23 protein-coding genes are annotated in these 22,299 nt (G+C 44.6%); 7 read left to right on the forward strand and 16 right to left on the reverse strand.

Annotated elements, in window-relative coordinates; translation table 11 throughout:
• Nucleotides 1-53: 53 nt before the first annotated feature.
• Nucleotides 54-752, forward strand: coding sequence for a response regulator transcription factor (locus DWB64_RS04740; RefSeq protein ID WP_243118947.1), 699 nt, complete (start codon nt 54-56; stop codon nt 750-752).
• Complete coding sequence (locus DWB64_RS04745; protein WP_129487050.1) at nt 749-1,609, forward strand: sensor histidine kinase KdpD; 861 nt, start codon at nt 749-751, stop codon at nt 1,607-1,609. The genes DWB64_RS04740 and DWB64_RS04745 overlap by 4 nt, the downstream gene beginning before the upstream one ends.
• 52 nt (nt 1,610-1,661) lie before the next feature.
• On the opposite strand, the gene DWB64_RS04750 is transcribed toward DWB64_RS04745, so the two are convergent.
• The 6 genes from DWB64_RS04750 to DWB64_RS04775 form a co-directional block, all read right to left on the reverse strand.
• Nucleotides 1,662-2,141, reverse strand: coding sequence for a GNAT family N-acetyltransferase (locus tag DWB64_RS04750; RefSeq protein ID WP_129487051.1), 480 nt, complete (start codon nt 2,139-2,141; stop codon nt 1,662-1,664).
• A 243-nt stretch (nt 2,142-2,384) separates the two neighbouring features.
• The gene (locus DWB64_RS04755) at nt 2,385-2,909 is read right to left on the reverse strand and encodes a hypothetical protein (protein WP_129487052.1); all 525 of its coding nucleotides are present in this window, start codon (nt 2,907-2,909) and stop codon (nt 2,385-2,387) included.
• Nucleotides 2,910-3,244: 335 nt separating this feature from the next.
• The gene (locus DWB64_RS04760) at nt 3,245-5,611 is read right to left on the reverse strand and encodes a glycogen/starch/alpha-glucan phosphorylase (protein ID WP_371682597.1); all 2,367 of its coding nucleotides are present in this window, start codon (nt 5,609-5,611) and stop codon (nt 3,245-3,247) included.
• A 30-nt stretch (nt 5,612-5,641) separates the two neighbouring features.
• A complete protein-coding gene (locus tag DWB64_RS04765; protein WP_129487054.1) occupies nt 5,642-6,655 on the reverse strand; it encodes a LacI family DNA-binding transcriptional regulator in 1,014 nt (337 codons plus the stop codon).
• A 273-nt stretch (nt 6,656-6,928) separates the two neighbouring features.
• Nucleotides 6,929-7,651 (reverse strand): DUF2161 family putative PD-(D/E)XK-type phosphodiesterase, encoded by a 723-nt coding sequence (locus tag DWB64_RS04770; RefSeq protein ID WP_129487055.1) that lies wholly within the window; start codon nt 7,649-7,651, stop codon nt 6,929-6,931.
• A gap of 8 nt (nt 7,652-7,659) precedes the next feature.
• Nucleotides 7,660-8,046, reverse strand: coding sequence for a VOC family protein (locus DWB64_RS04775; RefSeq protein ID WP_129487056.1), 387 nt, complete (start codon nt 8,044-8,046; stop codon nt 7,660-7,662).
• A 189-nt stretch (nt 8,047-8,235) separates the two neighbouring features.
• Here DWB64_RS04775 and DWB64_RS04780 point away from each other — a divergent pair, with 189 nt between their 5' ends.
• Nucleotides 8,236-9,201, forward strand: coding sequence for a nitronate monooxygenase family protein (locus DWB64_RS04780; RefSeq protein ID WP_129487057.1), 966 nt, complete (start codon nt 8,236-8,238; stop codon nt 9,199-9,201).
• A gap of 54 nt (nt 9,202-9,255) precedes the next feature.
• Here DWB64_RS04780 and DWB64_RS04785 read toward each other — a convergent pair whose 3' ends face one another.
• Genes DWB64_RS04785 through DWB64_RS04815 form a run of 7 tightly spaced genes read right to left on the reverse strand, consistent with a single transcriptional unit; the run spans nt 9,256 to nt 14,914 of the window.
• Entirely contained in the window at nt 9,256-10,608 is a 1,353-nt protein-coding gene (locus DWB64_RS04785) for a lycopene cyclase family protein (RefSeq protein WP_129487058.1), read from the reverse strand.
• Nucleotides 10,609-10,627: 19 nt separating this feature from the next.
• Nucleotides 10,628-11,410, reverse strand: a complete 783-nt coding sequence (locus DWB64_RS04790; protein ID WP_129487059.1) for an inositol monophosphatase family protein — start codon at nt 11,408-11,410, stop codon at nt 10,628-10,630.
• Nucleotides 11,407-12,612, reverse strand: a complete 1,206-nt coding sequence (locus tag DWB64_RS04795) for an ABC transporter permease (protein ID WP_129487060.1) — start codon at nt 12,610-12,612, stop codon at nt 11,407-11,409. The genes DWB64_RS04790 and DWB64_RS04795 overlap by 4 nt, the downstream gene beginning before the upstream one ends.
• A complete protein-coding gene (locus tag DWB64_RS04800; protein WP_129487061.1) occupies nt 12,605-13,387 on the reverse strand; it encodes an ABC transporter ATP-binding protein in 783 nt (260 codons plus the stop codon). The genes DWB64_RS04795 and DWB64_RS04800 overlap by 8 nt, the downstream gene beginning before the upstream one ends.
• Nucleotides 13,384-13,599, reverse strand: coding sequence for a hypothetical protein (locus DWB64_RS04805; RefSeq protein WP_129487062.1), 216 nt, complete (start codon nt 13,597-13,599; stop codon nt 13,384-13,386). Before DWB64_RS04805 ends, DWB64_RS04800 begins: the two co-directional genes overlap by 4 nt.
• Nucleotides 13,600-13,632: 33 nt before the next feature.
• Nucleotides 13,633-14,196, reverse strand: coding sequence for a helix-turn-helix domain-containing protein (locus DWB64_RS04810; RefSeq protein WP_129487063.1), 564 nt, complete (start codon nt 14,194-14,196; stop codon nt 13,633-13,635).
• Nucleotides 14,197-14,206: 10 nt separating this feature from the next.
• Entirely contained in the window at nt 14,207-14,914 is a 708-nt protein-coding gene (locus DWB64_RS04815) for a radical SAM protein (RefSeq protein WP_164980238.1), read from the reverse strand.
• A 220-nt stretch (nt 14,915-15,134) separates the two neighbouring features.
• Here DWB64_RS04815 and DWB64_RS04820 point away from each other — a divergent pair, with 220 nt between their 5' ends.
• The 3 genes from DWB64_RS04820 (at nt 15,135) to DWB64_RS04830 (ending at nt 18,631) form a co-directional block, all read left to right on the forward strand.
• Nucleotides 15,135-16,328 (forward strand): ABC transporter permease, encoded by a 1,194-nt coding sequence (locus tag DWB64_RS04820; RefSeq protein ID WP_129487065.1) that lies wholly within the window; start codon nt 15,135-15,137, stop codon nt 16,326-16,328.
• Nucleotides 16,325-17,494, forward strand: a complete 1,170-nt coding sequence (locus tag DWB64_RS04825) for an ABC transporter permease (protein ID WP_129487066.1) — start codon at nt 16,325-16,327, stop codon at nt 17,492-17,494. Before DWB64_RS04820 ends, DWB64_RS04825 begins: the two co-directional genes overlap by 4 nt.
• A 120-nt stretch (nt 17,495-17,614) precedes the next feature.
• Nucleotides 17,615-18,631: a hypothetical protein gene (locus DWB64_RS04830; protein WP_129487067.1), complete on the forward strand. Its 1,017-nt coding sequence runs from the start codon at nt 17,615-17,617 to the stop codon at nt 18,629-18,631.
• 71 nt (nt 18,632-18,702) lie between these two features.
• Here the strand turns inward: DWB64_RS04830 and DWB64_RS04835 are convergent, their stop codons facing one another.
• Nucleotides 18,703-20,178: a YjjI family glycine radical enzyme gene (locus tag DWB64_RS04835; RefSeq protein ID WP_129487068.1), complete on the reverse strand. Its 1,476-nt coding sequence runs from the start codon at nt 20,176-20,178 to the stop codon at nt 18,703-18,705.
• A gap of 257 nt (nt 20,179-20,435) precedes the next feature.
• On the opposite strand from DWB64_RS04835, the gene DWB64_RS04840 reads away from it, so the two are divergent.
• Nucleotides 20,436-20,708, forward strand: coding sequence for a GNAT family N-acetyltransferase (locus tag DWB64_RS04840; protein ID WP_129487069.1), 273 nt, complete (start codon nt 20,436-20,438; stop codon nt 20,706-20,708).
• Between the two features lie 57 nt (nt 20,709-20,765).
• On the opposite strand, the gene DWB64_RS04845 is transcribed toward DWB64_RS04840, so the two are convergent.
• On the reverse strand, nt 20,766-21,218 hold the full coding sequence (locus DWB64_RS04845) for a rhodanese-like domain-containing protein (protein WP_243118948.1): 453 nt from the start codon (nt 21,216-21,218) through the stop codon (nt 20,766-20,768).
• A gap of 12 nt (nt 21,219-21,230) precedes the next feature.
• Entirely contained in the window at nt 21,231-22,292 is a 1,062-nt protein-coding gene (locus tag DWB64_RS04850) for a M42 family metallopeptidase (RefSeq protein ID WP_129487070.1), read from the reverse strand.
• Nucleotides 22,293-22,299: the final 7 nt, after the last annotated feature.

The following is a 22,299-nucleotide window of genomic DNA, read 5'->3' on the forward strand; positions in this document are numbered from 1 at the left end:
AATCTACAAAATTTTCAGCTATCATTAAATCAGCTATCATAAGGAGAGATTACGTGAGACATACAATACTGGTTTGTGAAGATGAATACGACATTAGAGATCTAATTGTCACTTATTTGAATAGAGAAGGCTTTAATACCATTTCGGCTCATAACGGAGTAAAGTCCCTTGATATGTATCAGGCCAACAGCAACGAGATATCCTTGATCCTACTCGATATCATGATGCCCGGACTTGACGGATACGAAGTGCTTAGAAAAATACGCGAGCAGAGTAATGTTCCAGTCATCTTCTTGACCGCCAGGTCGGATGAAGAGGATAAGATACACGGACTAGGGCTTGGAGCTGATGATTATGTCGTAAAACCTTTCAGCTTGAAGGAAATCAGTTCTAGAATCAAAGCACAGATAAGAAGAAACACACAATATATCGAAAATAGCTCATCCACGCTGATTGTAAATGGTCCACTTACCTTAGACCTCAACCAGTATTTCGTGAAAAAGGATGACGAGATTTTGAATCTCAATCCAAAAGAGTTCAGCATGATGAAATTGTTTATGGAGAATCTGGAACAGGTTTTCACAAAAAAACAACTATATGAATCCATCTGGAACGACCCCTTTTATGGTGATGCAAATACCATCATGGTGCATATCAGCCATATCCGCGAAAAAATCGAAGAAAATCCAAAACAGCCGAAGCTCCTTAGAACGATCAGAGGCATCGGTTATCGAATGGAGAGAATAGAATGAATAAACGACAATTTTTGATGATTCAGTTCATCCTATTGAGCATATGTGCGTTCGGACTGGAGTTTTTACTGTTTCAGGACTACATGATGTTTTTTGCTCTAATCAATCCCTTGGTTTTGATGATTGTCATCATCTTCATTCACCCTAAAAATATGAAAGTGGCAAAACCTGCTGTGTCATCAAATGACGAAGTCGAAAAACTCGTCATGCACATCAACCACGACATCAATACGCCACTCACAAAAATCATTGGATTTTGCGAGTCAGCCCTCATGGAAGACACACAATCCGATTCCGCTTCCTACGAGAAGATCCTTTCGAGCGCTTTGGACTTAAAATCTATCAATACAAGCTATGTCAAGCTGATGCAGTTCAGCAATTCTACAAAGATCTCAAAATCACCACTCGACCTATGTGAAACACTAAGGTTGGTTCTGATTGAGTTCATTACGACGCTCGATCAGCATAACGTGCAATATGCCATAAGCATCCCCGAGAAGCCCGTCTATGTCCACGGTAACGCAAGGCTCATCAGAGAGGCTCTCAGAATCCTTATCGACAACGCTCTTACAAAACACTTGCCAAGTTCAAAGATCATGATTAAGCTCAAGCAGCATACCAATCATTGCCAGATCATCATCGAAAACCACGGCCAGGCGCCAGATCTTGAAAACGATCAGATCGCCCAATCCATTTTCACGTTTTCCAATGAAGGGTCAAGAGGAAGTTTGGGAAAGACAGGGGTGTCGCTTAAGCTCACAAAGGCGATCATCGAAAACCACAGAGGCTTAGTGGATTATAGCAGCGAAGGACCTAGAGGCCTGACCTATCAGGTGACGCTTCCAGTCCATCAATAAACAAATTAAAAGTGCCGTATCGACGAATTATTCGTCTATACGGCACTTCTTTTTACCTAAACGCTCCAAGCACAAGCCTCAGCGTCAATTCATGTTCTATTCTGATCTGATTGTCATAGAGAGGAATCGATGGCTTGATCTCCCTGGCCCTATCGACAGCACCGAAATCGACTTTCACTAGTGTGAAACCGAATTTTTGATAAAATCTCAGCGCATCCGTGTTATCATTTGTCGTTGTCACTTCCACAACACTTAAGTTGGCTTGATTGGCCTTGTTAAGTAGGGTCTTGATCAGCTTTGAACCATATCCACGCCCTTTTTCAGTTGCATTTAGCGATATGATTTCAAAACAGTCTTCTCTCAAGCGATACGTAGCAAATCCAAGCAGTTCATTCTGTTCATTCACAAGGGATATTCCTTCGAGTTCATTCGCATCATATCTTGTCTCATGGACGACAATGAACTCATCTTCCCAGTATTCTAAAAACAATTCCTTGATATCCGTGTCATTCAAAATTTTAATTTTAGTCATAGCACCCTCACCTCCAGTATATTATACATCAGATTTTCAAAAAAAAAAGGAAACCTGTGTAAGAGGTTTCAATAATTGAGGAGAGCTAATCTTGCTATAGGAAATCACCAACAGTATTGGCTTCTAACAGCAAAATAACAACTTAATAATACCATATCCTCATTCTTAAATCAGCGATTTAAGGTAATTTTAAGGTTAGAGAAAGGTTAGAAATTGATGAAGAAAGTATGAAGGTTTCTCCACTTAAAAAACCCACTGCGATGCAACTGCGATTAAGGGCACAAGCATGCTGAAAAACATGCCTAATTTGGGCTTCACAAACTGCATTTCAGAACATGTCCTAGTTCTTATGAGCGCAATCAGATCTTCAAGCGACTCGTAATGTTCAAGTACCGTTTGTCTGTCTTTCGTTGAAATTTTAATCCTTTTCACCTTACCGCTTACGCCCTCGATTACTTTCACTTTTTCAATTTCATGAAAAAAGATCAGTTCTCTTTTGGTGTCCCTGATATGGACGATATGCTCGGGAGAAGCTTCTATCCTGTGGTTCTTTAGTGTCTTGATTACTGATTTTCCCTCATAGAAAGTCACAAATGCCACAAGAACATTCAAAATGACAATAATTGAATTCACCGAATCATCGAAACTGATTCCCATACCATAGGCGACCCCTAAAAAGACACTAGGAAGCGCGATTGTTACAAGTCCTAAAAAGACCTGCAGGTATATGATGATTCTTTCAGAATATTTAAGTATGGTAACTTCCATACGAGCACCTCCTAACCTTATCAAACAAACTAATTAAAGCGATTACTCAACTTGTGTCCCTATACTATCACAGACTTGCCAAATTCATAATAACAATTCAGCAACAATTCGTTAATAGCTTTGTTATGTAACCGTAACATTTGAAACCGTTGCAAATACTAGGTTTGAATATCTCGAAATCGGTTTCGTTTTAAGTGTTACGAAAGTGATAAAACAAAAACATTTTCCCACCTTCATACTTTTTTCATAATTAGCCGGTCAGTCAGACGATCTCACAACCCTATTAGGAATGAAAATAAAGAAAACGTAGGGCAAGCCCCTACGTTTTCTGGAAATTATAATTTTTGATCTGTAACATGCCAGATTTCAGATGCATATTCTGCGATAGTCCTATCACTACTGAACTTACCTGAACCACACATGTTCATCCAGCACTTCTTAGCCCAACCAAGCTCATCCTTGTAACTGACAGCGACTCTGTCATGAGCCTCTCTGTAGCTTTCAAAATCTGCAAGGATGTAATAGTTGTCCGCTTCATGCCATGATGCGCCCTTCATCAACGATTCGAACAGTTCCTCAAACATGCCTGTCTCTTCATCATCAAAAGTACCGTCAACAAGGCTGTCGACAACCTTTTTGAGTCCCGAAGTGTTCTTGTACGGTTTCGTTGGAGAGTATAGGGAGTGAAGCACAGCGATATCTTCCACTTTAAGACCGAAAATAAAGTTGTTCTCCTCACCTGCCTCTTCTACTATTTCAACATTCGCGCCATCCAGCGTACCGATAGTCGGAGTACCGTTTAGCATGAACTTCATGTTTCCGGTTCCTGAAGCCTCTTTACCGGCAGTTGAAATCTGTTCAGAAAGGTCTGCACCCGTAAATAGACGCTCCGCATAGGAAACACGGTAGTTTTCAACAAATACCACTTTGAGAAGATCGCCGATTTCCGGATCATTGTTCACAAGGCTTGCGATATCATTGATAAATTTGATTACGCCTTTTGCTCTAAAGTAACCTGGAGCAGCTTTAGCTCCGAAGATAAAGGCTCTTGGAACCCAGTCACCCTTAGGATCTGCTTTAATTCGGTGATATAGGTCAAGAATATGGAATGCGTTAAGTAGCTGACGCTTGTATTCGTGAAGACGCTTGATCTGAATGTCGAATATCGCATCCACGTTCAGCTTAATGCCTTCGTGTTCCTCGATATAATCGGCAAGCTGCTGCTTCTTCACGCGCTTGATCGCCATGAAACGCTTAAGCACTTCTTCGTTATCTGCGAATTTTTCGAGTTTTCTAAGCTGGTCAAGGTCCGTCACCCAGCTCTCATCACCGATGAGTTCAGTGATCAGATCACTTAACTCCCTGTTTGAGTAATAGATCCATCTACGCTGCGTGATCCCGTTCGTCTTATTTACGAATTTTTCTGGGAACAGCTTGTACCAGTGGTTCAACTCCGAATCGATCAGTATTTGAGTGTGAAGCGCGGCAACGCCGTTCACTCTGCTCGAACCATAGATAGAAAGCCAAGCCATCTTGATATTACCATGGTCGATAATCTTGTAATCCAGCATGTCGACGATATCGATGTTCTTTTCTGTAAGGAGCTTATGCAGATGCAAGTCGATTTTTTTGATGATCTTGACGATTTCAGGCAAAATGCTTTCATAAGCTTCCACCGACCACTGTTCAAGCGCTTCTGCAAGAATAGTATGGTTTGTGTAGTCGCAAGTATTTTGACAAATCATCAGCGCTTCTTCAAACTTAATGCCGTCTGCCATGAGCAGTCTGATCAACTCAGGAACAGCGACAGCCGGATGAGTGTCGTTAAGCTGGATGCTGTGGTACTTATGGAACTTGTCCATTTTTCTGCCTGCGGCCTTATGCTTTTTCACCATATCTTGAATGGATGCGGATACAAAGAAGTACTGTTGCTTGATTCTTAGCAGTTTACCTTCTTCAGTATCATCGTTTGGATATAATACTCTAGAAATATCCTCGGCTCTATTTTTACCTGCAACGGCCTTATCATATGCCTGGTGGTTAAACGCTTCAAAATCAAACGGCTCCACTGATTCAGCTTGCCACAATCTTAGGGTATTGATATTTTTCGTATCAAAACCGATGATCGGCATATCGTAAGGAACCGCCTTTACCGTCATATCTTCAAATACGACTTCAACCGCTTCGCGGTCTTTACGAACCGTCCAAGGGTCACCGTGTGTCATCCATGCATCCGGTAGTTCCTTTTGGAAACCATCTTCAAAATACTGCTTGAACAAACCGTATTTATATTTGATACCGTAACCTGTTACAGGTAGGTTTAGCGTCGCACAAGAATCCAAGAAACATGCGGCAAGTCTTCCAAGACCGCCATTACCAAGTCCTGCATCGTACTCGACTTCTTCAAGGGCATTTAAGTCAACGCCAAACTCTTCCATCAGCGATTTTACATCGTCATAAGATCGCAGGTTGATCAGGTTATTGCCAAGCGCTCTTCCCATCAGGAACTCAGCAGATAGGTAAAACGCTCTTTTTCCTTCCTGATACTTGGCTTCAGTAGCGCTCCAGTCTGGTGAAATCTGACTGATGATCGCTCCAGAAAGCACTTCGTATTTGCCCTGTAGATCAAGTCTTTCAAATGGAACCCCATACTCTTTTTGCGCAACAATATTCATTGCTTGTTTTAAGTCATCTCTTCTCAACATACTATTCCTCCATGTACTCAACTTATGCTATTTGCTTATTACCTCTGAAACAGATGCTCTAATCAATAGTTCCGTGTCCAATATGACCTGTCTTCCACCGATTTTACTCTTTATGTGTTCCAGTAGAACTTCTGCGCTGATCCGTCCCATTTCTAAGACGGGTTGACTCACTGTTGCTATCGATGGATGGAAGTATTGACTGTAATCAAGTCCGTCAAAACCCATCACCGAAATGTCTTCCGGAATTCTTAATCCCGCATCCAAAATCGCCTTACCGACACCGATAGCCATTACATCGGAAATAGCGAAGATGGCCGTTGGACGCTCGTCCAAGTCCAGCATGTGTTTGCATGCGTCATAACCGCATTTGAACGTGTAGTCCGAGTCGACGATCAGAGACTGATCGATTTTTATGCCCGCATCGACAAGTGCGTTCTTATATCCCTGCATTCTCAGTCTGCCGACAGACGTGTCGTTTTCACTCGTCGTGACAAGGCCGATACGCCGGTGTCCCAATCGGATGAGATAGGCCACAGCATACTGTGCTGCGTGTTCGTTCTTTATCGTCACCGTAGACACATTGTGACTTGTCACACCACCCATATCTACAGAGGTCAATACGATAGGCACATCCAGACCTTCAAGGGCATTCATCCGTGCTTCAGTGAAATCACCACCCAAGCAGATCAGGCCTCTAAGTCTTTTTTCTTTAATAAATTCAATCGCCGCATCGGTATCATCCAGTGGCACATGGTGATAGTGCAGCACCATGCTATAGCCCTCTCTGGCAATCAGGTCCTCAATCGCTTGAATCATTTTACTGAAAAACGGATTGTCTCGACCCTTTACCATCACCCCAATCGTGTTGGTGGAAACCCTCTTTAAGTTTCTAGCACTGTTGTTGGGAATGTAATTGTACTGATCAATTATCCTTAGTACATGTTCCCTAGTTTCTGAGGATACATCCGGGTGATCGTTTAAAACCCGAGACACCGTGCTAACAGCTACTCCAGCAACCTTAGCAATGTCTTTAATATTCATAAACGCTCCTTACGGAAACGATATCGGTAACGTTTCCAACAAAGCCACAATATCATGTTTTAAATTTCATCACAATGGTAAAATAAGTTTTTTGTTAAAACTCACAAAAGCCATGTAATAAAAAATAGTCGAGAATCCACTCGACTGTCAATTGAGAAAGTTTCATAATAGATCACAAGGGATATTGCATAATAGATATTGATATGCTAAAGATCCTACTCCACTAGATATAGTTCGATCTTCTTTTTGAATGTAATTATGCAATTTCCTTAATTATTCATCCTTATCCACCAAACGGTCCAAATAGTAGTTTTCATAAAATACCACCAGGGCATCGAACTCCATCAACTTGCTCATCTGGGAATCGTCAAACTCATAAATGCCTTTTGCAGTCCTATTGAACCAACCATAGTGATTGCCGCTTACAATACTTTGCACGTCCACAAGTTCCGTCGCTTGTTTGATCACTTTTACCTGGGTCGGACCATTCATCCGTAAAAAACACGCAACATTAATAACACGCTCTCGATATGCGGTGACAATTTTCGATTTTGTCATCCCACCGGTATTCAAATCAAACTTTCGTTCATTGAACTCCTTTAAGAGTGCCTTCTGTGCCTTTTTGTCTTCCCTAAAGACTTCAAACTTCGGTAGCAAAGCCACTTCGACTAAAACACCGGACGGTCGTTCATCAATTAGAATCATTCCCAGGTGCAGTCTTTTAAGAAGCAGTTTCACTTCTGACATCCGTTTTCGTGCACGAATAGCTTCTGTGACAGGAAATGCCACATACACACTGGAGCAGTATTTTTGCCTTTCCACCGCCTGCATCACTAACTTTAGAGAAAAACTTTTCTTTAACTCAACTACCAGAACGTCTTCGCCTTTTACAGCGACAACATCGCATTTTTTTACTTCAGATTTAACCACATAACCTTTCTTTTCAAAAAAGGACTTTACGTGTGGATATAAGGCCGCTTCACTTTTAAATCCCATGGCATTACCTAAAAAATCAACTTCAGTGTATCATTTAGGAACATTTGAATTTCAAAATCGTATCCCTCAGGACCCTTAAAAAAGAAAGACTTTAATCCCAAATCTTCGAAGTGCTTAATCTCAGTAATTGTGTTTGGCGTATAGGATTTGATTTTTTCAAAACTGGCTTCAAGATCATCAACAGTCAGACTGATGAGTGTGCCACCTTTATATTCAGTCTCCACTGAACCTTTAGATCGATCAACAGCACCTAAAAACGCACCACCGGAAGTCTGATAAACGCGAGCCCATCCAGGATCAAACACCATCTCGAGTTCAAGTACGCTTTCAAAAAAATCGGTAGCCGACTCAAACTGATCAAAATATAAAAATGTCATCATAGAAGAAAATTTCATAATAGTCACCTCACAATTACGTTACCATAAATGCAATTGACGGACAAGTAATCATACCTTGAAACCAATCCGTTTGCCTTACAAAAAACATGATTAGTCATCATTTAATTGTTCCATAGTTTTTTATATGTTATAATAAGACCAGATACTAAATCTAATTTCAAATACTTCGAGAATTGAGGAAAGCATATGAAGTTTCCAAGCTTACAAATCAGCAAACTAAAGCCGAAGTTCCCTATTATCCAAGGCGGAATGGCAGTGAAGATCTCAACTGCAAGACTTGCCGCAGCAGTTGCGAATGAAGGCGGAATAGGAATCATCGCCGGCACTGGACTGACAATAGAAGAGCTTAAAGCAGAAATAAGAAAAGCACGTGAACTCACCGACGGCATCATCGGGGTAAACATCCTTTTTGCGGTCTCTGAATTCGCGGATCTTGTCAAGGTCTCCATCCAAGAAGGCATCGACCTTGTCATCTCAGGAGCAGGCTTCTCACGCGACATGTTCCAGTGGGGAAAAGAAGCGGGCACACCGATCGTTCCGATCGTATCCTCGTCAAAAGGCGCAAAAATGGCCGAAAAATTAGGCGCAAGTGCGATTATTGTCGAAGGCAAGGAAGCTGGCGGTCATTTGGGTACCGACAGAAGCATCAAAGACATCATCACAGAAGTAATCGAAGCGGTAAAAATTCCTGTTGTCGCCGCCGGTGGCATCATGGATGGTTTTGATATCCACGAGTTCGTAAAACTGGGCGTGCAAGGTGTTCAGATGGGCACAAGATTTGCAGCGACTCACGAATCCAATGCGTCAGAAGAGATGAAAGCGCATTATATCTCCTGTGGCAAAGAGGACGTGGTTCTAGTGGATAGTCCAGTGGGACTACCTGGCAGAGCGCTCAAGAGCACATTTACAGAAAGAATTAGAATTGACGGCGGAGAAACAATCGAACACTGCGTCAACTGTTTGAAGCGCTGTTCGAGATCCTTCTGCATCATGAACGGATTATATGCCGCAGTAGGTAATGACATCCCCGAAAACGCACTTTACTTTTCTGGCGAGAACATCCACAAGATAACAAGCATCCTATCCGTAAAAGAGGTCTTCGAAAACCTGAAAAGGGAATTCGCACAAGCGGATGCGATGGACAATCAGTAAAAAACACAAAAGTCATGGTTGAAAAACCATGACTTTTTTATGCAAAACTTCCGTTTATTCGTAAGCCTTATTATCAGAGATATCAAATGCAGGTTTAAACCCGATATCCGCTTTTTTTGTTTTTGCAACCGCCTCTCCGATGGTGTCTGCAAGAAAATAGGGTATTTCCTTCAGTAGCAGATTCCAATCCTCTTTTGGATAGATGCTCAAGAGTTCCAGCGGATTGAAGAATTTTACAAATTCCTTTGCGACTCCGCGGATCTCCTCCTGACTGATTGTCAGCGTAAAGATTTTTTCACACATGAGCGGTTCATTGTTGTTGAAGAAATCGATAAACTTATCGAGCTGTTCGGGTGTCCCGTTCGCCAAGAAGTGCGATGCGATGGCATCCATCAGAATCTGATGCTTTTCGTTGATATTGAACTGAATCATTCCTTTTAACGACGCTTCATCCAGCCTGTCCTTATCAAGAAGCTCCTCGATCGATTTGGCATAATGCTTGTAATTGTAAACGATAAATCCAAATCCCCAGCCGCATGGCGTGGTCCAGCAACCCGCATCGCCGATAAAGTCCACCCGGTCCTCAGCCTGCTTGACCGTAAGGTCTCCCGAAGGATACCATCCCCATTTCTCCTCTTTTATGACCGCATCCTTGAACTGACTGGTTCTGTCCTCATTATAGAGCACGTGTTTGAACTCAGTTCGCATCAAATCCTTTTGCACCTTGCTTTTTCTTAGATAGAGGATCAGCGGGAAGGAACTGTTTTCTGTCAGCACTTCGTATTCAAATACCGGTCTTCCGCCTTCAAGCGTCACATCATCACCCGCCTGGGTATCCTTAAAGGTCTGCCAAAGCATGTAATCTCCATTTTCCATGCCATGCAGACCATTGGGATGTTCGACGATCGCTCCATAAACAGACCACCAGTAATAGTTCTCATCGGTCTTATAATTCTTTTTCACCTGAGAGTCATGCCCCGAAGCGTCAATCAAGAGTTTCGCTTCGAATCTTCCCTTTGTAGTTTCCACAACCACCCTGTCCTCTTTGGTAACGTGGTCCGTATAGTAGGTTTCGAGAATAATCTCAGCACCCCGATCTAGAGCCTTTTCGCCCCAGAATTTGAGTATCGCATGTTCATCCACATAATAGTAACCCCCAGGCAGCGAAGTCTCCCATACGGTGTCCTTACCCGATGCTGTCGAACACAAGAGGCGGTTGATGCCTTTAGTCATAAAAGGTAGCACCTCGTCGTTTCCCTCTACAAGCGAAGCCGGTATGAACCAGCTCTTGGTGCAATCCTCAATCGAAGATTTTCCGTCAAGGATGAGAACACGCTTACTCCTTGCGAGTTCCGACCCGACACTTAATCCTGCAGGACCAGCTCCTATAACAATAACATCAAACATAACTTCCCCCTTGTCTTGTCTATACGACCTCTAAACCAAGTGCTTCTATCACATGCTTTACAATGCTTGAGTTGCCGCAAACCACCGATTGACCCCTTGCTTTCAACTTAAGGACCAACCCTCCGGCTTCTTCGATCAACAGCTTGCCCGCTGCCAGATCCCACGGTGCCAGATTATATTCCCAGTATCCGTCCAGATGGCCGCAAGCCACTTGCGACAGATCGAAAGCCGCAGCTCCCATCCTTCTGATCCCCCTTACAAGCGGAACCATTCTCTTGACTTCCTCAGCATTGTTTTGCGGGTGGGTGGCCCTATCATAGGGAAACCCCGTCGCGATGACACAATCGACAAGGTCCTCCTTTAAAGACACCTTGATTCCCGTGCCGTTGAGGCGGGCACCCTCACCCGCTATCGCCGTATAGGTCTCATCAAGTCTCGGAACATGGACCACTGCCAGTTTTGCTTCATTTTTAAAGGTTAAGGCGATTGAAATCGCGTAAATAGGAAGCCCTTGGGCATAATTTGTCGTCCCGTCAAGAGGATCTACAATCCAAAGCCAGTCACCGGTTTGACCGGTAAGCCCCGACTCCTCACCTAACATCTGACTACCTTTTATCAGCTTAAGCAGTTCCTTACAAAGCATGATCTCCGACTTCTTATCTACGCTTGTCACAAGATCTACCCTGGATGATTTCGAATCTACAGACAAGGACTCTGAAAACTGCTCCTTCACTTGGTAACGGCCCACTTTTTTCACAAGTGCGATCACCGCCTCAAGGATCACATTCAAGTTTTCATTCATGACGGAAACACCACCTTCTCCTTATGCATCATCGCTCTAGCGATCAAAATCAAAGCCACTGTGAATGCCATGGACGTGAAAAAGGCGATCATAACCATCAGCGTGTTCGCATTCCCTAAAAGAATTTGCTTCATGTTCACAAGGTTGTTGAAGATCGGTATGTAATACTGAACCGATGCCGCCTCGCTGCCTCCGAACATGTTCATAAATGCAGAAACCATCACAGCCATGTAGGCTGGTGTGATATATGCGCCAGCTTCCTTCACGCTGCTGGCGATCATGGAAAGCACAGAAATTATCGTCACATAAACCCCGACAAGTCCCAGCATGCACACAAGAAACAGAAACAACTCATAGGGCCCCAAGATGAACTCAGATAGGGTGAATCCTTCACCAGAGGATAAGAAACCCGCCGAAAAGGGAATCGAGAGCAGCACTCCCAAAAATGACGAAATCGTCGAGCACAGCGCGACTACCCCGAGACTGAGCATCTTGCCTCCGATGATCACTCCGCGATCAACCGGTGTGACAAGCATGGTCGCAAGCGTTCCCCGTTCTTTTTCGCCGGCGATCGAATCGATACCGATGCTCATCGCCCCAGCAAAGATGAATACCGAAATAAGCATTGGAATCAAGTCGGCGAACGACCGTTCAATGCCTCGTTCCTCCTGGGGTATGGCTATCTCCGAAGCGTCAAAATCATATACTTTAAGTTGGTTCTCGCCACCCAGCCGATTTGCGAGCACCTGATTACGGTAGCCCTCAAGCAGCTCATACACCTTTACGTTCGCTTCCTGAGCATAGTCGCTTTTAGGCGAGTATCTTCCAATCACAAGCGGCGAGGAACTCGTACTGCTATCAGCGACCTCTTCTTCAAAGTTTTCATCAAAATATAAGTAATAATCGAACACGCCGTCTAAAAGTAGCGTTTCAACTTCCTCTTCGATCAGTTCGCCTTTGGTGAGCCTAAGACTTTGATTCTGGTCGAACAGCACCACAATCGGGCCTGGAACATTCACGCCCAAGACTTCTGTCAAATGCTCGTCGATATCGTCAGATGTCTTTTGAATCATAATGCCCATTACCGAATAGATGAGGGCGATACTGATCATGGGTAAAATAAAGCTGGTCACCACAAGTCTTCTATCGGTGAACACACGCCTCAACTCTTTTTTCATAACAATCATCAACTGTTTAAACATCACCTGTCACCTGCGTTTCTTCATAGTAGTAACTGAAAAAAGCGTCCTCAAGACTGTTCGTTCGCGTTTGAGCCTTGATTTGATCGGCGGTACCTACCACTCTGATCGAACCATCAAGGAGAATCGCGATGCGGTCGCACAGTTTTTCGGCGACATGCATCATATGCGTCGAGAGGATAATGGTCTTGCCGCTCTTTTTCAACTCCACAAGATAGTCGGTAACAGCCTTTGCAGTGATTACGTCAAGTCCGTTGGTAGGCTCGTCGAAAATGACCACCTTGGGATCGTGAATCAGACTGACCACAATCGAAAGTTTCTGTTTCATCCCGGTAGATAAGTCCTTGATTTTGGTGTGTCTAAAGTCGCTTACACCAAATGATTCAAACAGATGCTCCATCCTGTCTTTCAAAAGCTGCACATCCATCCCGTGAAGCCGCCCAAAAAACTTTACAGTGTATTCGGGTGTAAAATGAGGGTCCAGCTTAAGCTCGCTGGTTAAAAAGGCAAGCGACTCCCTTACCTTTTCGCCTTCCCTTACACCGTGAAATCCGTTGATGTACACATCACCTTCTGTGGGCACGATTAGGGTCGATAGGCATCTTAAGGTTGTCGTCTTGCCGGCTCCGTTGGGTCCGAGCAAGCCAAAGATCTCATTCTTCTTCACCTCAAAGTCAATGCCTTTAAGGGCATGTTTGATCGGTGAATCCTCCTTGTTCGCAGCCCTCTGTTTTTTGGACAGCACAAAAGATTTCTTCAGCCCTTTTACAAGAATCATTGCTCCGAACCTTTCCTCTTGTCTTTGACAAACATGAGTAGGAATGCCAGCACCGCAGCCGCTATACCCGTGTACAACCATGGCTTTTGCAGAGGTACAGGACATGCACCACCCAATCTATATGATTCAATCCTTTGGTATAGCGTTATTCCTGCAATAATGACCGCGTAACCCATCAGAACGTTTGTCAGTCCTTTAATCCAGTTTTTCATTTTTCATCACCTTTCTTAGCTTACTATGATTCCCTACTCCTGTTCAGCAAGTCTGTTAGGATGGGAGACCGCAAGTATTTTAACAAGTTGGTTCGTGGCATTGTACCAGTTATGGCTTCTTGCAGAATTGAAATGAGCCGTTTCGCCCGGATACAGCTCATAGAGTTCATCGTCTACGACCAAAGTCAGAATCCCTTCAACGACATAGATGAACTCCTCCCCTTCATGTGAAAAGGTATCGATCTTCTCGAGTTCCTTTTGCGGCAATAGCTCGATCATTCGTGGAAAAAGCAATTTATCCGTATAGTCGCTGCTCATCTGGTAATAGATGAACTGATTTTCAACAGATAGGATGCTGCGCTGATGCCTCTTAAGTACGACGTCTTCGCGCTTCACAGCCGTCTTGAAGAAGTAGTTTAGGTTCACTTCTAAGGCATCGGATAATTTTTGAAGCGAGTCCACTGAAATTGTCGTCAGTCCCCGTTCAAGCTGTGAGATAAAGCCTGTGGAAAGCCCTGTCGCATCGCTCAAATTCTTTAGTGTCATTTCTTTTTTCACACGCATTTCCTTAATGCGCTTACCTAATTGATTCAACATTGATGACCTCCTAATCGACCAACACCACTTCTACACCGTAACTTTTCGCGGTGGCAACCAGTTCCTTCAGATAAGGCCCTCCGACCTGTTTATACTTCGCCCAATCGCCCTTGACACCATGAGGTCTAAAGGCGATGATCTTATACCGTGCGCCACTGTCTGCCTGCTTCAATCGCCCGCAAACCCATTTTACAGTCCGCTCAGAATCCAGTGATTCATGGACCACCGTTCGCACTTCATAAAGCATGTCCGCCTCAATCAGCATTTCAAAGGTTCTTAGTACGCCTGAGGGTTTCATTCCGGTCAAGTCCTTACTTTCCTCATCATCAATCGATTTTATATCCAGCATCACACCGCTGATAAAAGGCATGATCTGTTCAATAACTTCTGGTCGAGAACCGTTCGTATCGACCAGTACATCAACCTTCAGCTTATTGAGGGCCCTCACAAGCTCAAGCAGAAACTCGGCCTGAACCGTGCATTCGCCTCCAGAAACGGTTACTCCGCTGACAAAATTCAAGTAGGGTTTTAAGACCTCTACTATCTGGTCAACGTCCATCTTCGACACATCCTCGTCGGCCTGTGTGCAAATCGGAATCGTTTCGGGGTTGTGGCAGTAGCCGCAGTTCATATTGCAGCCCTGAAAAAAGATTACACTCCTGTTGCCGGGCCCATCCACATAACTAAAGGGTAGTATGCTACGAATATATCCAAACAAATTGTTCACCTGTCCTAATCTAACTTTAAAATCCATTTGTTTCTATATACATCATACCCAACCCCACAAGCCAAAACAAGAAATAAAAAAGCGCGTCGACCCCGTAATTAAAGATTGCATCCTCCTTCACACGGCCTTGTCAACAAACTTTTACCAATGCCTCAAGTGTTAAGTTCACTAATCTTTGTTATAATAAGGTAACTCGACAGGAGGAACCGCCATGACGCATTTAATCGCAGCGACGCTCAAGCGACAACTGAAATGGAAAAATACAATCATCATCCAGCTAGCACTCATTCTACTGACCCTGTTTATGCAGTTTTTGTTTTCTGGCTATGAGACCACACTTGTCAGTTCCGAGCAAATAAGGTTCGGTGTCGCAAGTGAGGACACGCATCCGGCTGCGACACTTCTGATCAACAGCTTTGCCACCAATGAGAATTTCACGTCGCTCTTTACCGTAGTGATCGATGAAAAGGACAGCGTCATCGATCAGTTCAATCGGGGAACGCTTGATGCATACATCATCATACCGGAAGGTTTTTCCTATGGCCTGATGTACTACGAAAATAAGCCCCTCAGCATCTATACCCATGCGGACAATCCTGTGAAGAATCGTCTGCTAGAAGGCGTATTCAACAGCTACAGCGAATATGTGACAGCAGTCGACCTGACTACCCTAAGCCTCTATAGGACGATGGACGATGCGGGGAGCACCGATGAAGCCAAGGTTAGCGCCAATGAGCAGTTTTCGGTCGAAATGATCACCGCTGCCATGGGAAGAGGGCGCCATTTCACCACCTCCACCCTTTCCTACTTGCCTAAGATCACAACGCTTCATTATATACTCCTTGCACTTCCCCTGAGTCTCATCGCATTTATGAGCATCGGATTTGGCCTATCGACGCTTGAAAGCAGACAGACCTCCACTTTTAAACGTCTGCTCACCACAGGAACCTCGCCGCTATTTATCGTTATGGCAGAGATTATCGCACAGACACTGCAGCTTGTAGGCGTCCTATTGCCCGTTGTGCTGGCAGTCTATTATACAGCAGACTTAAGCTTTGCCGGATCGGCCTTTCTGGCCTTTATCCTGTGCAGCATGCTTTTTGTAAGCATTTGGCGCAGCGTCAGCTATATGTTCAAAGACGCTCAGTCCCTCAGTTTTCTTGCCACCATCGTGACAAGTCTCTTGGTTTTGGCGGGTGGAGGACTGATTCCCTTTGTGCTGCTGCCTCTGATGGTCAAAAAAATCGGCGTATTCAGTCCTATTTATCTGATCCTACGCCTCGCCATCACCGGTGTCGGCTCTTCCTTTGTCACACTTGGCATACTTATGTCCCTGTTTGCCTTGTTCGTATCGATCGAGGTGATTCTAATTAAGAACACCCCTGTCCTGGAGGTACTAAAATGAGCCCTTTCAAATTGCAGGTGACACAGTTGTTAAGAGCAAAGGGATTTCTGGTGGTTTATGTCCTTTCGCTCCTACTTCTTTTCATAAGTCTTAGGGGCTGGCTACCCTTTAGTACCGTTCAGATGGAGCTTTCTATTGCGGTGATCGATAACGACGAGTCGCAAGACAGCCGTACCTTCATCGACTTGCTAGAAGAAAACACACTTGTCCGACCGATTCTCACATCAGAGGCAGACGCGGTCAAACTGCTGAAGCGTGAAGTCATAGAAGCATACCTTGTGATTCCAAAGGATTACTTCAAGCCATTCGGCAGACAACAGCTCTCGCTAAACTACTTGACCTACAATGCCGTAGCTCCAGTCCTTGTCGACGTGATCGCCCAGGACCTAATGCCCTTCATCGCAAAGTCGAGGCTAATACGCGCCACCACAACCTATCTGGACGATTCCTGGACAGAAACAGCGCTTGAGTATTACACCCTTTATGAAGAGGATAGCTCTTTTTCACTGACAACCCAGCTAGTGCTAGTGGATACGTGGCTTGGTATCAAGGGAGATATCAATCAAAAGAAAATCAATTATGCCCGCAGCCTTATCGGCTACGGTTTGACCCTGATCATCTTGCTGCTTGTTCTGACACTTTCTGGTAGCGGACTCACAGACTACGGCTTGCAGCCGAGAACAGGCACCATATTCGGACTCAACCGCTCCCTCTTCATTAGCCGTAGGGTCGTCCACTACACCTTGGTCCTACTGCCTTGGTTTTTCATACTCAACAGCATCGCCGGTCAGATCGGACTGACCTTAAACGCGGCGCTTGCGATTCTTGTGATGGGGGTTCTTGTGATTGTACTTTACTACGAACTGCTCAGTCTTTTTCAGCTAAAGTTCCAAAGGCACATCTATGCTCAGCTGATCACCATCAGCCTGGTACTCATACCGGCGCTATTGGGAGGAGCCTTTTTCTCCATCGACCTCTTGTCCGGCCCCATACTCGAATTAGTCGGGTGGCTCCCCTTTTATCATATCACCCAGGTGTTTTACGAATGCCTCACCTCCGGTGGGCTTTCAGCGCAACATCGGTTGTTAATCGGTTGCTATGTGCTTGTGATCGGGCTTATCATGAGCTATAATTACAAAAAAACAAGCACAAGGATTAGTGTCTGACATATTACAATTTGATGAACTTAATTGTTAATCATTGTAAATGCGGCCTATCCACAGTAAAATAAGGCGTAAGTACCTAGTCTGTCTATAACAAAAGGAGGATGGCTTCGGCCTACTATTATGAAAAAACTTTTATCTTTAACACTTGCACTTTTGTTAGTGCTTTCATTTGCAAGCGGTTGTGCTAAAAAAGAATCGGCAAGGGACCTCTTGACTCAAACCTTTGAGCAAAGTGCCAATCTGACTTCTTCTCGCGCACTTATGGACCTTACCATGAACGTCGATGCGTCAGAGGACTTCTTGGCTCAAGATCCAGCAGTACCTACTTATATCGATATGATCAACGCAGGCAAGCTGACGCTTGACATCGCTTCCGATTCTATAAAAGGCAACATGAACGGAACGGTATCTGTAGAGTCCAATGGAATGGCGTTTAAATTTGACCTCTACATGAAAGACTTTGAAAGCATGATTATCAAAACTCCATTCTTAGATGAGTATCTCACTCTAGATACCTCGGCATCGATGGAACTTTCAAAGGATACTGAAAAACTCAAGTCCCTTAATACGGATATGACATCGATCTTCTTAAACGCAGTCAAGGATGAGAATCTGACTGTGGAATACGGCGTGGACTTTGAAGGCATGGACGGCAGCACAAAACTTGATTATGTGACAATGTCATTCGACCAAGACTCCTTCCTAGCGCTTATCAAAGAGTTGATTCCAGCGATTTATGGCAACGAAAGCATTCAGGAAACCATGAAGAAAAGTATCATCGCTCAGAATGAGACCTACGGAATAGAACTTTCAGACGAAGAGATCGAAGCGCAAATCGCAATGCTTACAGAAGGCTTCCCTCAAATGCTCGACGAATTGGACGATACCATCAGCTTCGACTCATTGGTCGTTAAAATGGGTATCGACTCGGATTACAACACAAGAGTGATGGATATGACGATGGGTATGACAGTCAAAGAGCTTGACTCGCAAGTCAGTATGACCATGAACATGAACACAGAAGCCTATGCGTTCAACCAACCTGTTGAACCTCATACCATCGTAATCACAGAAGAAAACAGCATCTCATTTGAAGACTTCATCATGCAGATGATGTTTGGCGGAATGGGAATGTAATAGAACTACTAAAAAAGCAGCCGTCGGCTGCTTTTTTTATGCTTTTATCCTATATACGGTGCTTGCGGCGCCTACAGTTCTCTTTTCTTTCTTTCAAGCACCTTCTGATTGTCCACGGCTCCCTTGCCGAGAACGACAGCATCATTGAGCACCTGCTCGCCTCTGCGTAGCTTTTCGATATCCGACTTCTTCACAAGATAGCCTGTGATTCTTACCACATCGGCATTGTCCTCATAAAGCGAGAAGTATCTCAGACCCGATTTGAAAGCGCCTCTGATGATATCCACAATCGCCATTGGATTTCTTCGCACCGTTTCGTCGAATCTGAAAATATCGCCGATTCCCGAAGGGAAATGGCTGTGGTAAGGTGCGGACTTTAGAATATGGTCGTGGATGGCCGGCTCGTCATGGATAGGAATTCTGCATCCCGGGCTTACACCTTCGTCCGTATCAAGTCCGACCTGCGCATGCAGGACATATCTTGAATCGGTCGCGTACAGCATCTCGTTCTTATGTCTGTTCACTAAGCTTTCAAGGGTTTCGATCACACGCTTGCCAAAGGCCTCAGACACGTCATCGTGTCCGAACTTGAACTCATCATGGACCGTGTTCACAGCGTCTGCAAGTCCTACGATACCAAACATGGCAGTGAACTTTTTAATATCGATAAAGCCTTCTTTTACTAAAAAATGAGTCGAGAAGAAATCCGTGTCATTCAGTAGGAAGGAAACCCTCTGATCCATATAGTCAAGCATCAAGGGCACCGCCGTCTCAAGCCTGACGATAAAGGATTCTTCCGAATCGCCCTTTTGTGCAAGTTTTGCAAGATTCATTCTCACAAGCGTATAGCTCCCGCCACCGATAGGTAGTCCGTTATAGCAGCTGACGATACCGTATTCATTTGGCTCAAAATCCGATCTGAACATCGCATCGTTGGCAAAAGAAGGTTTCGCTACCTTTAGGGACGTCTGAATCGCTTCCAGTAAAAAATCATCGGTCGTATGTTCATTCACCTTTACCGTGATATTCGGAATCGCATTTTCAAGCTCACGCTCCGCTTTAAGAATCATACGTGCGACCTTGGTATCCTTACCGCTCAAGTTCGCATGGCAGAAGGAATCTGTTATCGTGCGGTCGATATGGATCAAAAACATCTTGATCTGTTCGAAAGTCCCATCGTCAGCCGCTGTGACAAAGGGCTCCAAAAGCGTATCCAGTTCTCCGATATAGACAGGAAGCGTAGTTATCGAAGGAACGTGTTTGTACATGATAAGCAGGGCATGAATCGCCTCCTGCAAAGTAGTCGGCGCGCAAAGCCTTAAAAAGTCACAACCCTGATCCATCAGTCTCGTGTAATCCGGAACAATATAACGTGGACGATACGGTGCGTTTCCCTCGAACATATCTGAAATCACCTCACGCTCAAACCACTCCCTCGCTTCAGGCGCAATCGCTATGGGCTCGACACTGTTCTCAGCAAACCTAGCAAGCGCAATCACCTTCTGTTCATAAGTCAATGTCCTATCTTTAAGAATATCAAGTACCATGAAATCACTCCTTTTTGCCTTTTGTGATTATCGTGCTGTAGAATGTAGTATGTAGTATGTAGAAACCTTTGAAGCTTTGCTTCGCAGGAAATGCCCGCGCACCGAAGCGCAAGGGTTTCCACATTCCGCATTCCACATTCATCATCTAATCCCATTATACCCCCTTTCCAACAAAAACTCATTATAACTTTGTAACAATAACAACTTGTTAGCAAAAGCCAAGTGTTGGGTATCACTTTTAAAAAGGAGGATTCACAGTGATCAGACATAACAGCGAACAACTAAAATTCGAAGCAGTCCTTGAGGGCTACGAAGCCGAACTGACTTATCAAAAGCAGGGATCGATCCTTGTCTTTGACCACACCCATGTTCCAGCCGAACTACGCGGCAAAGGTATCGCAAAGCAGCTTGTCGAATTCGGCATAGCCTATGCTCGAGAAAACGGATACAAGATCAAACCCAAATGCACTTATGTGATCGGCTATTTTGAAAAACAAAGCGCAGCGCTTGAGGATGTCGTCGCGCACTGATCCTAATAAAAAAAGGAAGACAAGTCGATTGTCTTCCTTTTTACTTTATCGCACAATTCACTTTTCAATATCATACGGCCAGGAGATGATTCCGCCTAAATCGAATACGTTTTCATATCCGAGGTCGATCAACTCATATGCGGCCCTCTTGCTTCTGTTTCCCGATCTGCAATAAACGATGATTGTCGCTGACTTGTCAGGCGCGATGGCCTCGATGCCGCTAGCGATCTCATCCACTGGAAGTAGAACGCTTAAAGGTATATGCCCTGTCACGTATTCTTCTTTTGTCCTGACATCGATTAAAAGCGCTCCATCGTCCATTAGACTAAGCGCCTCATCCGGTGTCGCAATCCGGTAGCTATCCACTTGATCCACCTGTCCATCCATTTTCGTATCAGATTCCGTTTCAACCGTTTGCTCTGTGGCAGGCGCCTTTGGCGACTGAAAAACCAACACCAGTCCTACAATGGCAGCAATCACAATAATAATGCCTATACCTATTCTCTTCATCCAACCACACTCCTAAAAATCAAGGCCATTCGCCTTTACATATTCAATAACAGCGATGGCAAGCTCTCTGGCGGCCTCGTAGTCGTGGTATTTCGCGATACCGTAATGGGCATGCACATACCTCACAGGCACACCGAGTACGATGCACGGGATTCCCTTGCCTTTGATATGGTAGGTGGCTCCGTTCGTACCTCCACCACGTCTTACCGTCTCTTGATAAGGTATACCCTTTTCTTTTGCCAGTCTAACAGCAAGTCGCGTAAGTCCCGGGTGAGAAATCATCGTCCTATCAGCGATTCTGATCTGAACACCTTTTCCGATCGCGCCCTGTGCCTCACCCCTAGAAGTAAAGGTATCGTCAGCTGGTGAGCCTTCGAATACGATACAAAGGTCGGCATTCACTACATTACCGACAACCTCTGCGCCTCTTCCACCGACTTCTTCCTGTACCGACAAGGATCCGATTATGTGGCGGTGCCCCTTAGCGGTGCACTCGTTAAGCGTTTCCACGACAAGGCTGCATCCCAAACGGTTGTCAAAGGCCTTACCGATCATCGTTTGAGTCATCTGCTGGTACTCAAAAGCCACATCAGGCACAAGGGCAAGTCCGATCCTTATTCCAAGTCCGACCACCTCTTCTTTTGAAGAAACGCCCACATCCACCAGTAGGTCTTCGATCGCAACCGGTTTGTTACGCTCTGAATCGCTTAGAAAGTGCACGGGTTTTGAAGCCACAATCCCTTTGATTACAACACCGTCATCTGTGACAAGCCTCATCTTCTGTGAAAGCAGATTCTTGATGTCCCATCCGCCGATATTGATGACGCGCAGTAAGCCGCTATCCGTAATCGACTGAACCAAAAGTCCGAGTTCGTCCAGATGCCCGTCGATAAGCACAGTAGGTGATTTTTCATCTTTTTCCTTAGGCACAAGATAGCAGTTGTTCATCTTGTCGACCGTCACATCGATAGAGTCATTCACAAATTTTAGTGCAGTCTGAACGGCATCGTTTTCAAAACCCGAGATACCATTCGCATTGGACATCGCTTCGATAAGTGCAAGAGCTTTCATCATAACTACC

Source organism: Fusibacter sp. A1, from assembly GCF_004125825.1.
In the GTDB taxonomy this organism is placed as follows: Bacteria; Bacillota; Clostridia; order Peptostreptococcales; family Acidaminobacteraceae; genus QQWI01.

Coding starts and splice junctions, on each gene's coding strand:
- DWB64_RS04850 (WP_129487070.1), bottom strand. CDS start 22,292: ATGATGAAAGCTCTTGCACTTATCGAAGCGATGTCCAATGCGAATGGT.
- DWB64_RS04800 (WP_129487061.1), bottom strand. CDS start 13,387: ATGATTCTTGTAAAAGGGCTGAAGAAATCTTTTGTGCTGTCCAAAAAA.
- DWB64_RS04790 (WP_129487059.1), bottom strand. CDS start 11,410: ATGAATGAAAACTTGAATGTGATCCTTGAGGCGGTGATCGCACTTGTG.
- DWB64_RS04780 (WP_129487057.1), top strand. CDS start 8,236: ATGAAGTTTCCAAGCTTACAAATCAGCAAACTAAAGCCGAAGTTCCCT.
- DWB64_RS04810 (WP_129487063.1), bottom strand. CDS start 14,196: ATGTTGAATCAATTAGGTAAGCGCATTAAGGAAATGCGTGTGAAAAAA.
- DWB64_RS04755 (WP_129487052.1), bottom strand. CDS start 2,909: ATGGAAGTTACCATACTTAAATATTCTGAAAGAATCATCATATACCTG.
- DWB64_RS04835 (WP_129487068.1), bottom strand. CDS start 20,178: ATGGTACTTGATATTCTTAAAGATAGGACATTGACTTATGAACAGAAG.
- DWB64_RS04770 (WP_129487055.1), bottom strand. CDS start 7,651: ATGGGATTTAAAAGTGAAGCGGCCTTATATCCACACGTAAAGTCCTTT.
- DWB64_RS04830 (WP_129487067.1), top strand. CDS start 17,615: ATGAAAAAACTTTTATCTTTAACACTTGCACTTTTGTTAGTGCTTTCA.
- DWB64_RS04845 (WP_243118948.1), bottom strand. CDS start 21,218: ATGAAGAGAATAGGTATAGGCATTATTATTGTGATTGCTGCCATTGTA.
- DWB64_RS04745 (WP_129487050.1), top strand. CDS start 749: ATGAATAAACGACAATTTTTGATGATTCAGTTCATCCTATTGAGCATA.
- DWB64_RS04805 (WP_129487062.1), bottom strand. CDS start 13,599: ATGAAAAACTGGATTAAAGGACTGACAAACGTTCTGATGGGTTACGCG.
- DWB64_RS04765 (WP_129487054.1), bottom strand. CDS start 6,655: ATGAATATTAAAGACATTGCTAAGGTTGCTGGAGTAGCTGTTAGCACG.
- DWB64_RS04785 (WP_129487058.1), bottom strand. CDS start 10,608: ATGTTTGATGTTATTGTTATAGGAGCTGGTCCTGCAGGATTAAGTGTC.
- DWB64_RS04775 (WP_129487056.1), bottom strand. CDS start 8,046: ATGAAATTTTCTTCTATGATGACATTTTTATATTTTGATCAGTTTGAG.
- DWB64_RS04825 (WP_129487066.1), top strand. CDS start 16,325: ATGAGCCCTTTCAAATTGCAGGTGACACAGTTGTTAAGAGCAAAGGGA.
- DWB64_RS04750 (WP_129487051.1), bottom strand. CDS start 2,141: ATGACTAAAATTAAAATTTTGAATGACACGGATATCAAGGAATTGTTT.
- DWB64_RS04820 (WP_129487065.1), top strand. CDS start 15,135: ATGACGCATTTAATCGCAGCGACGCTCAAGCGACAACTGAAATGGAAA.
- DWB64_RS04795 (WP_129487060.1), bottom strand. CDS start 12,612: ATGTTTAAACAGTTGATGATTGTTATGAAAAAAGAGTTGAGGCGTGTG.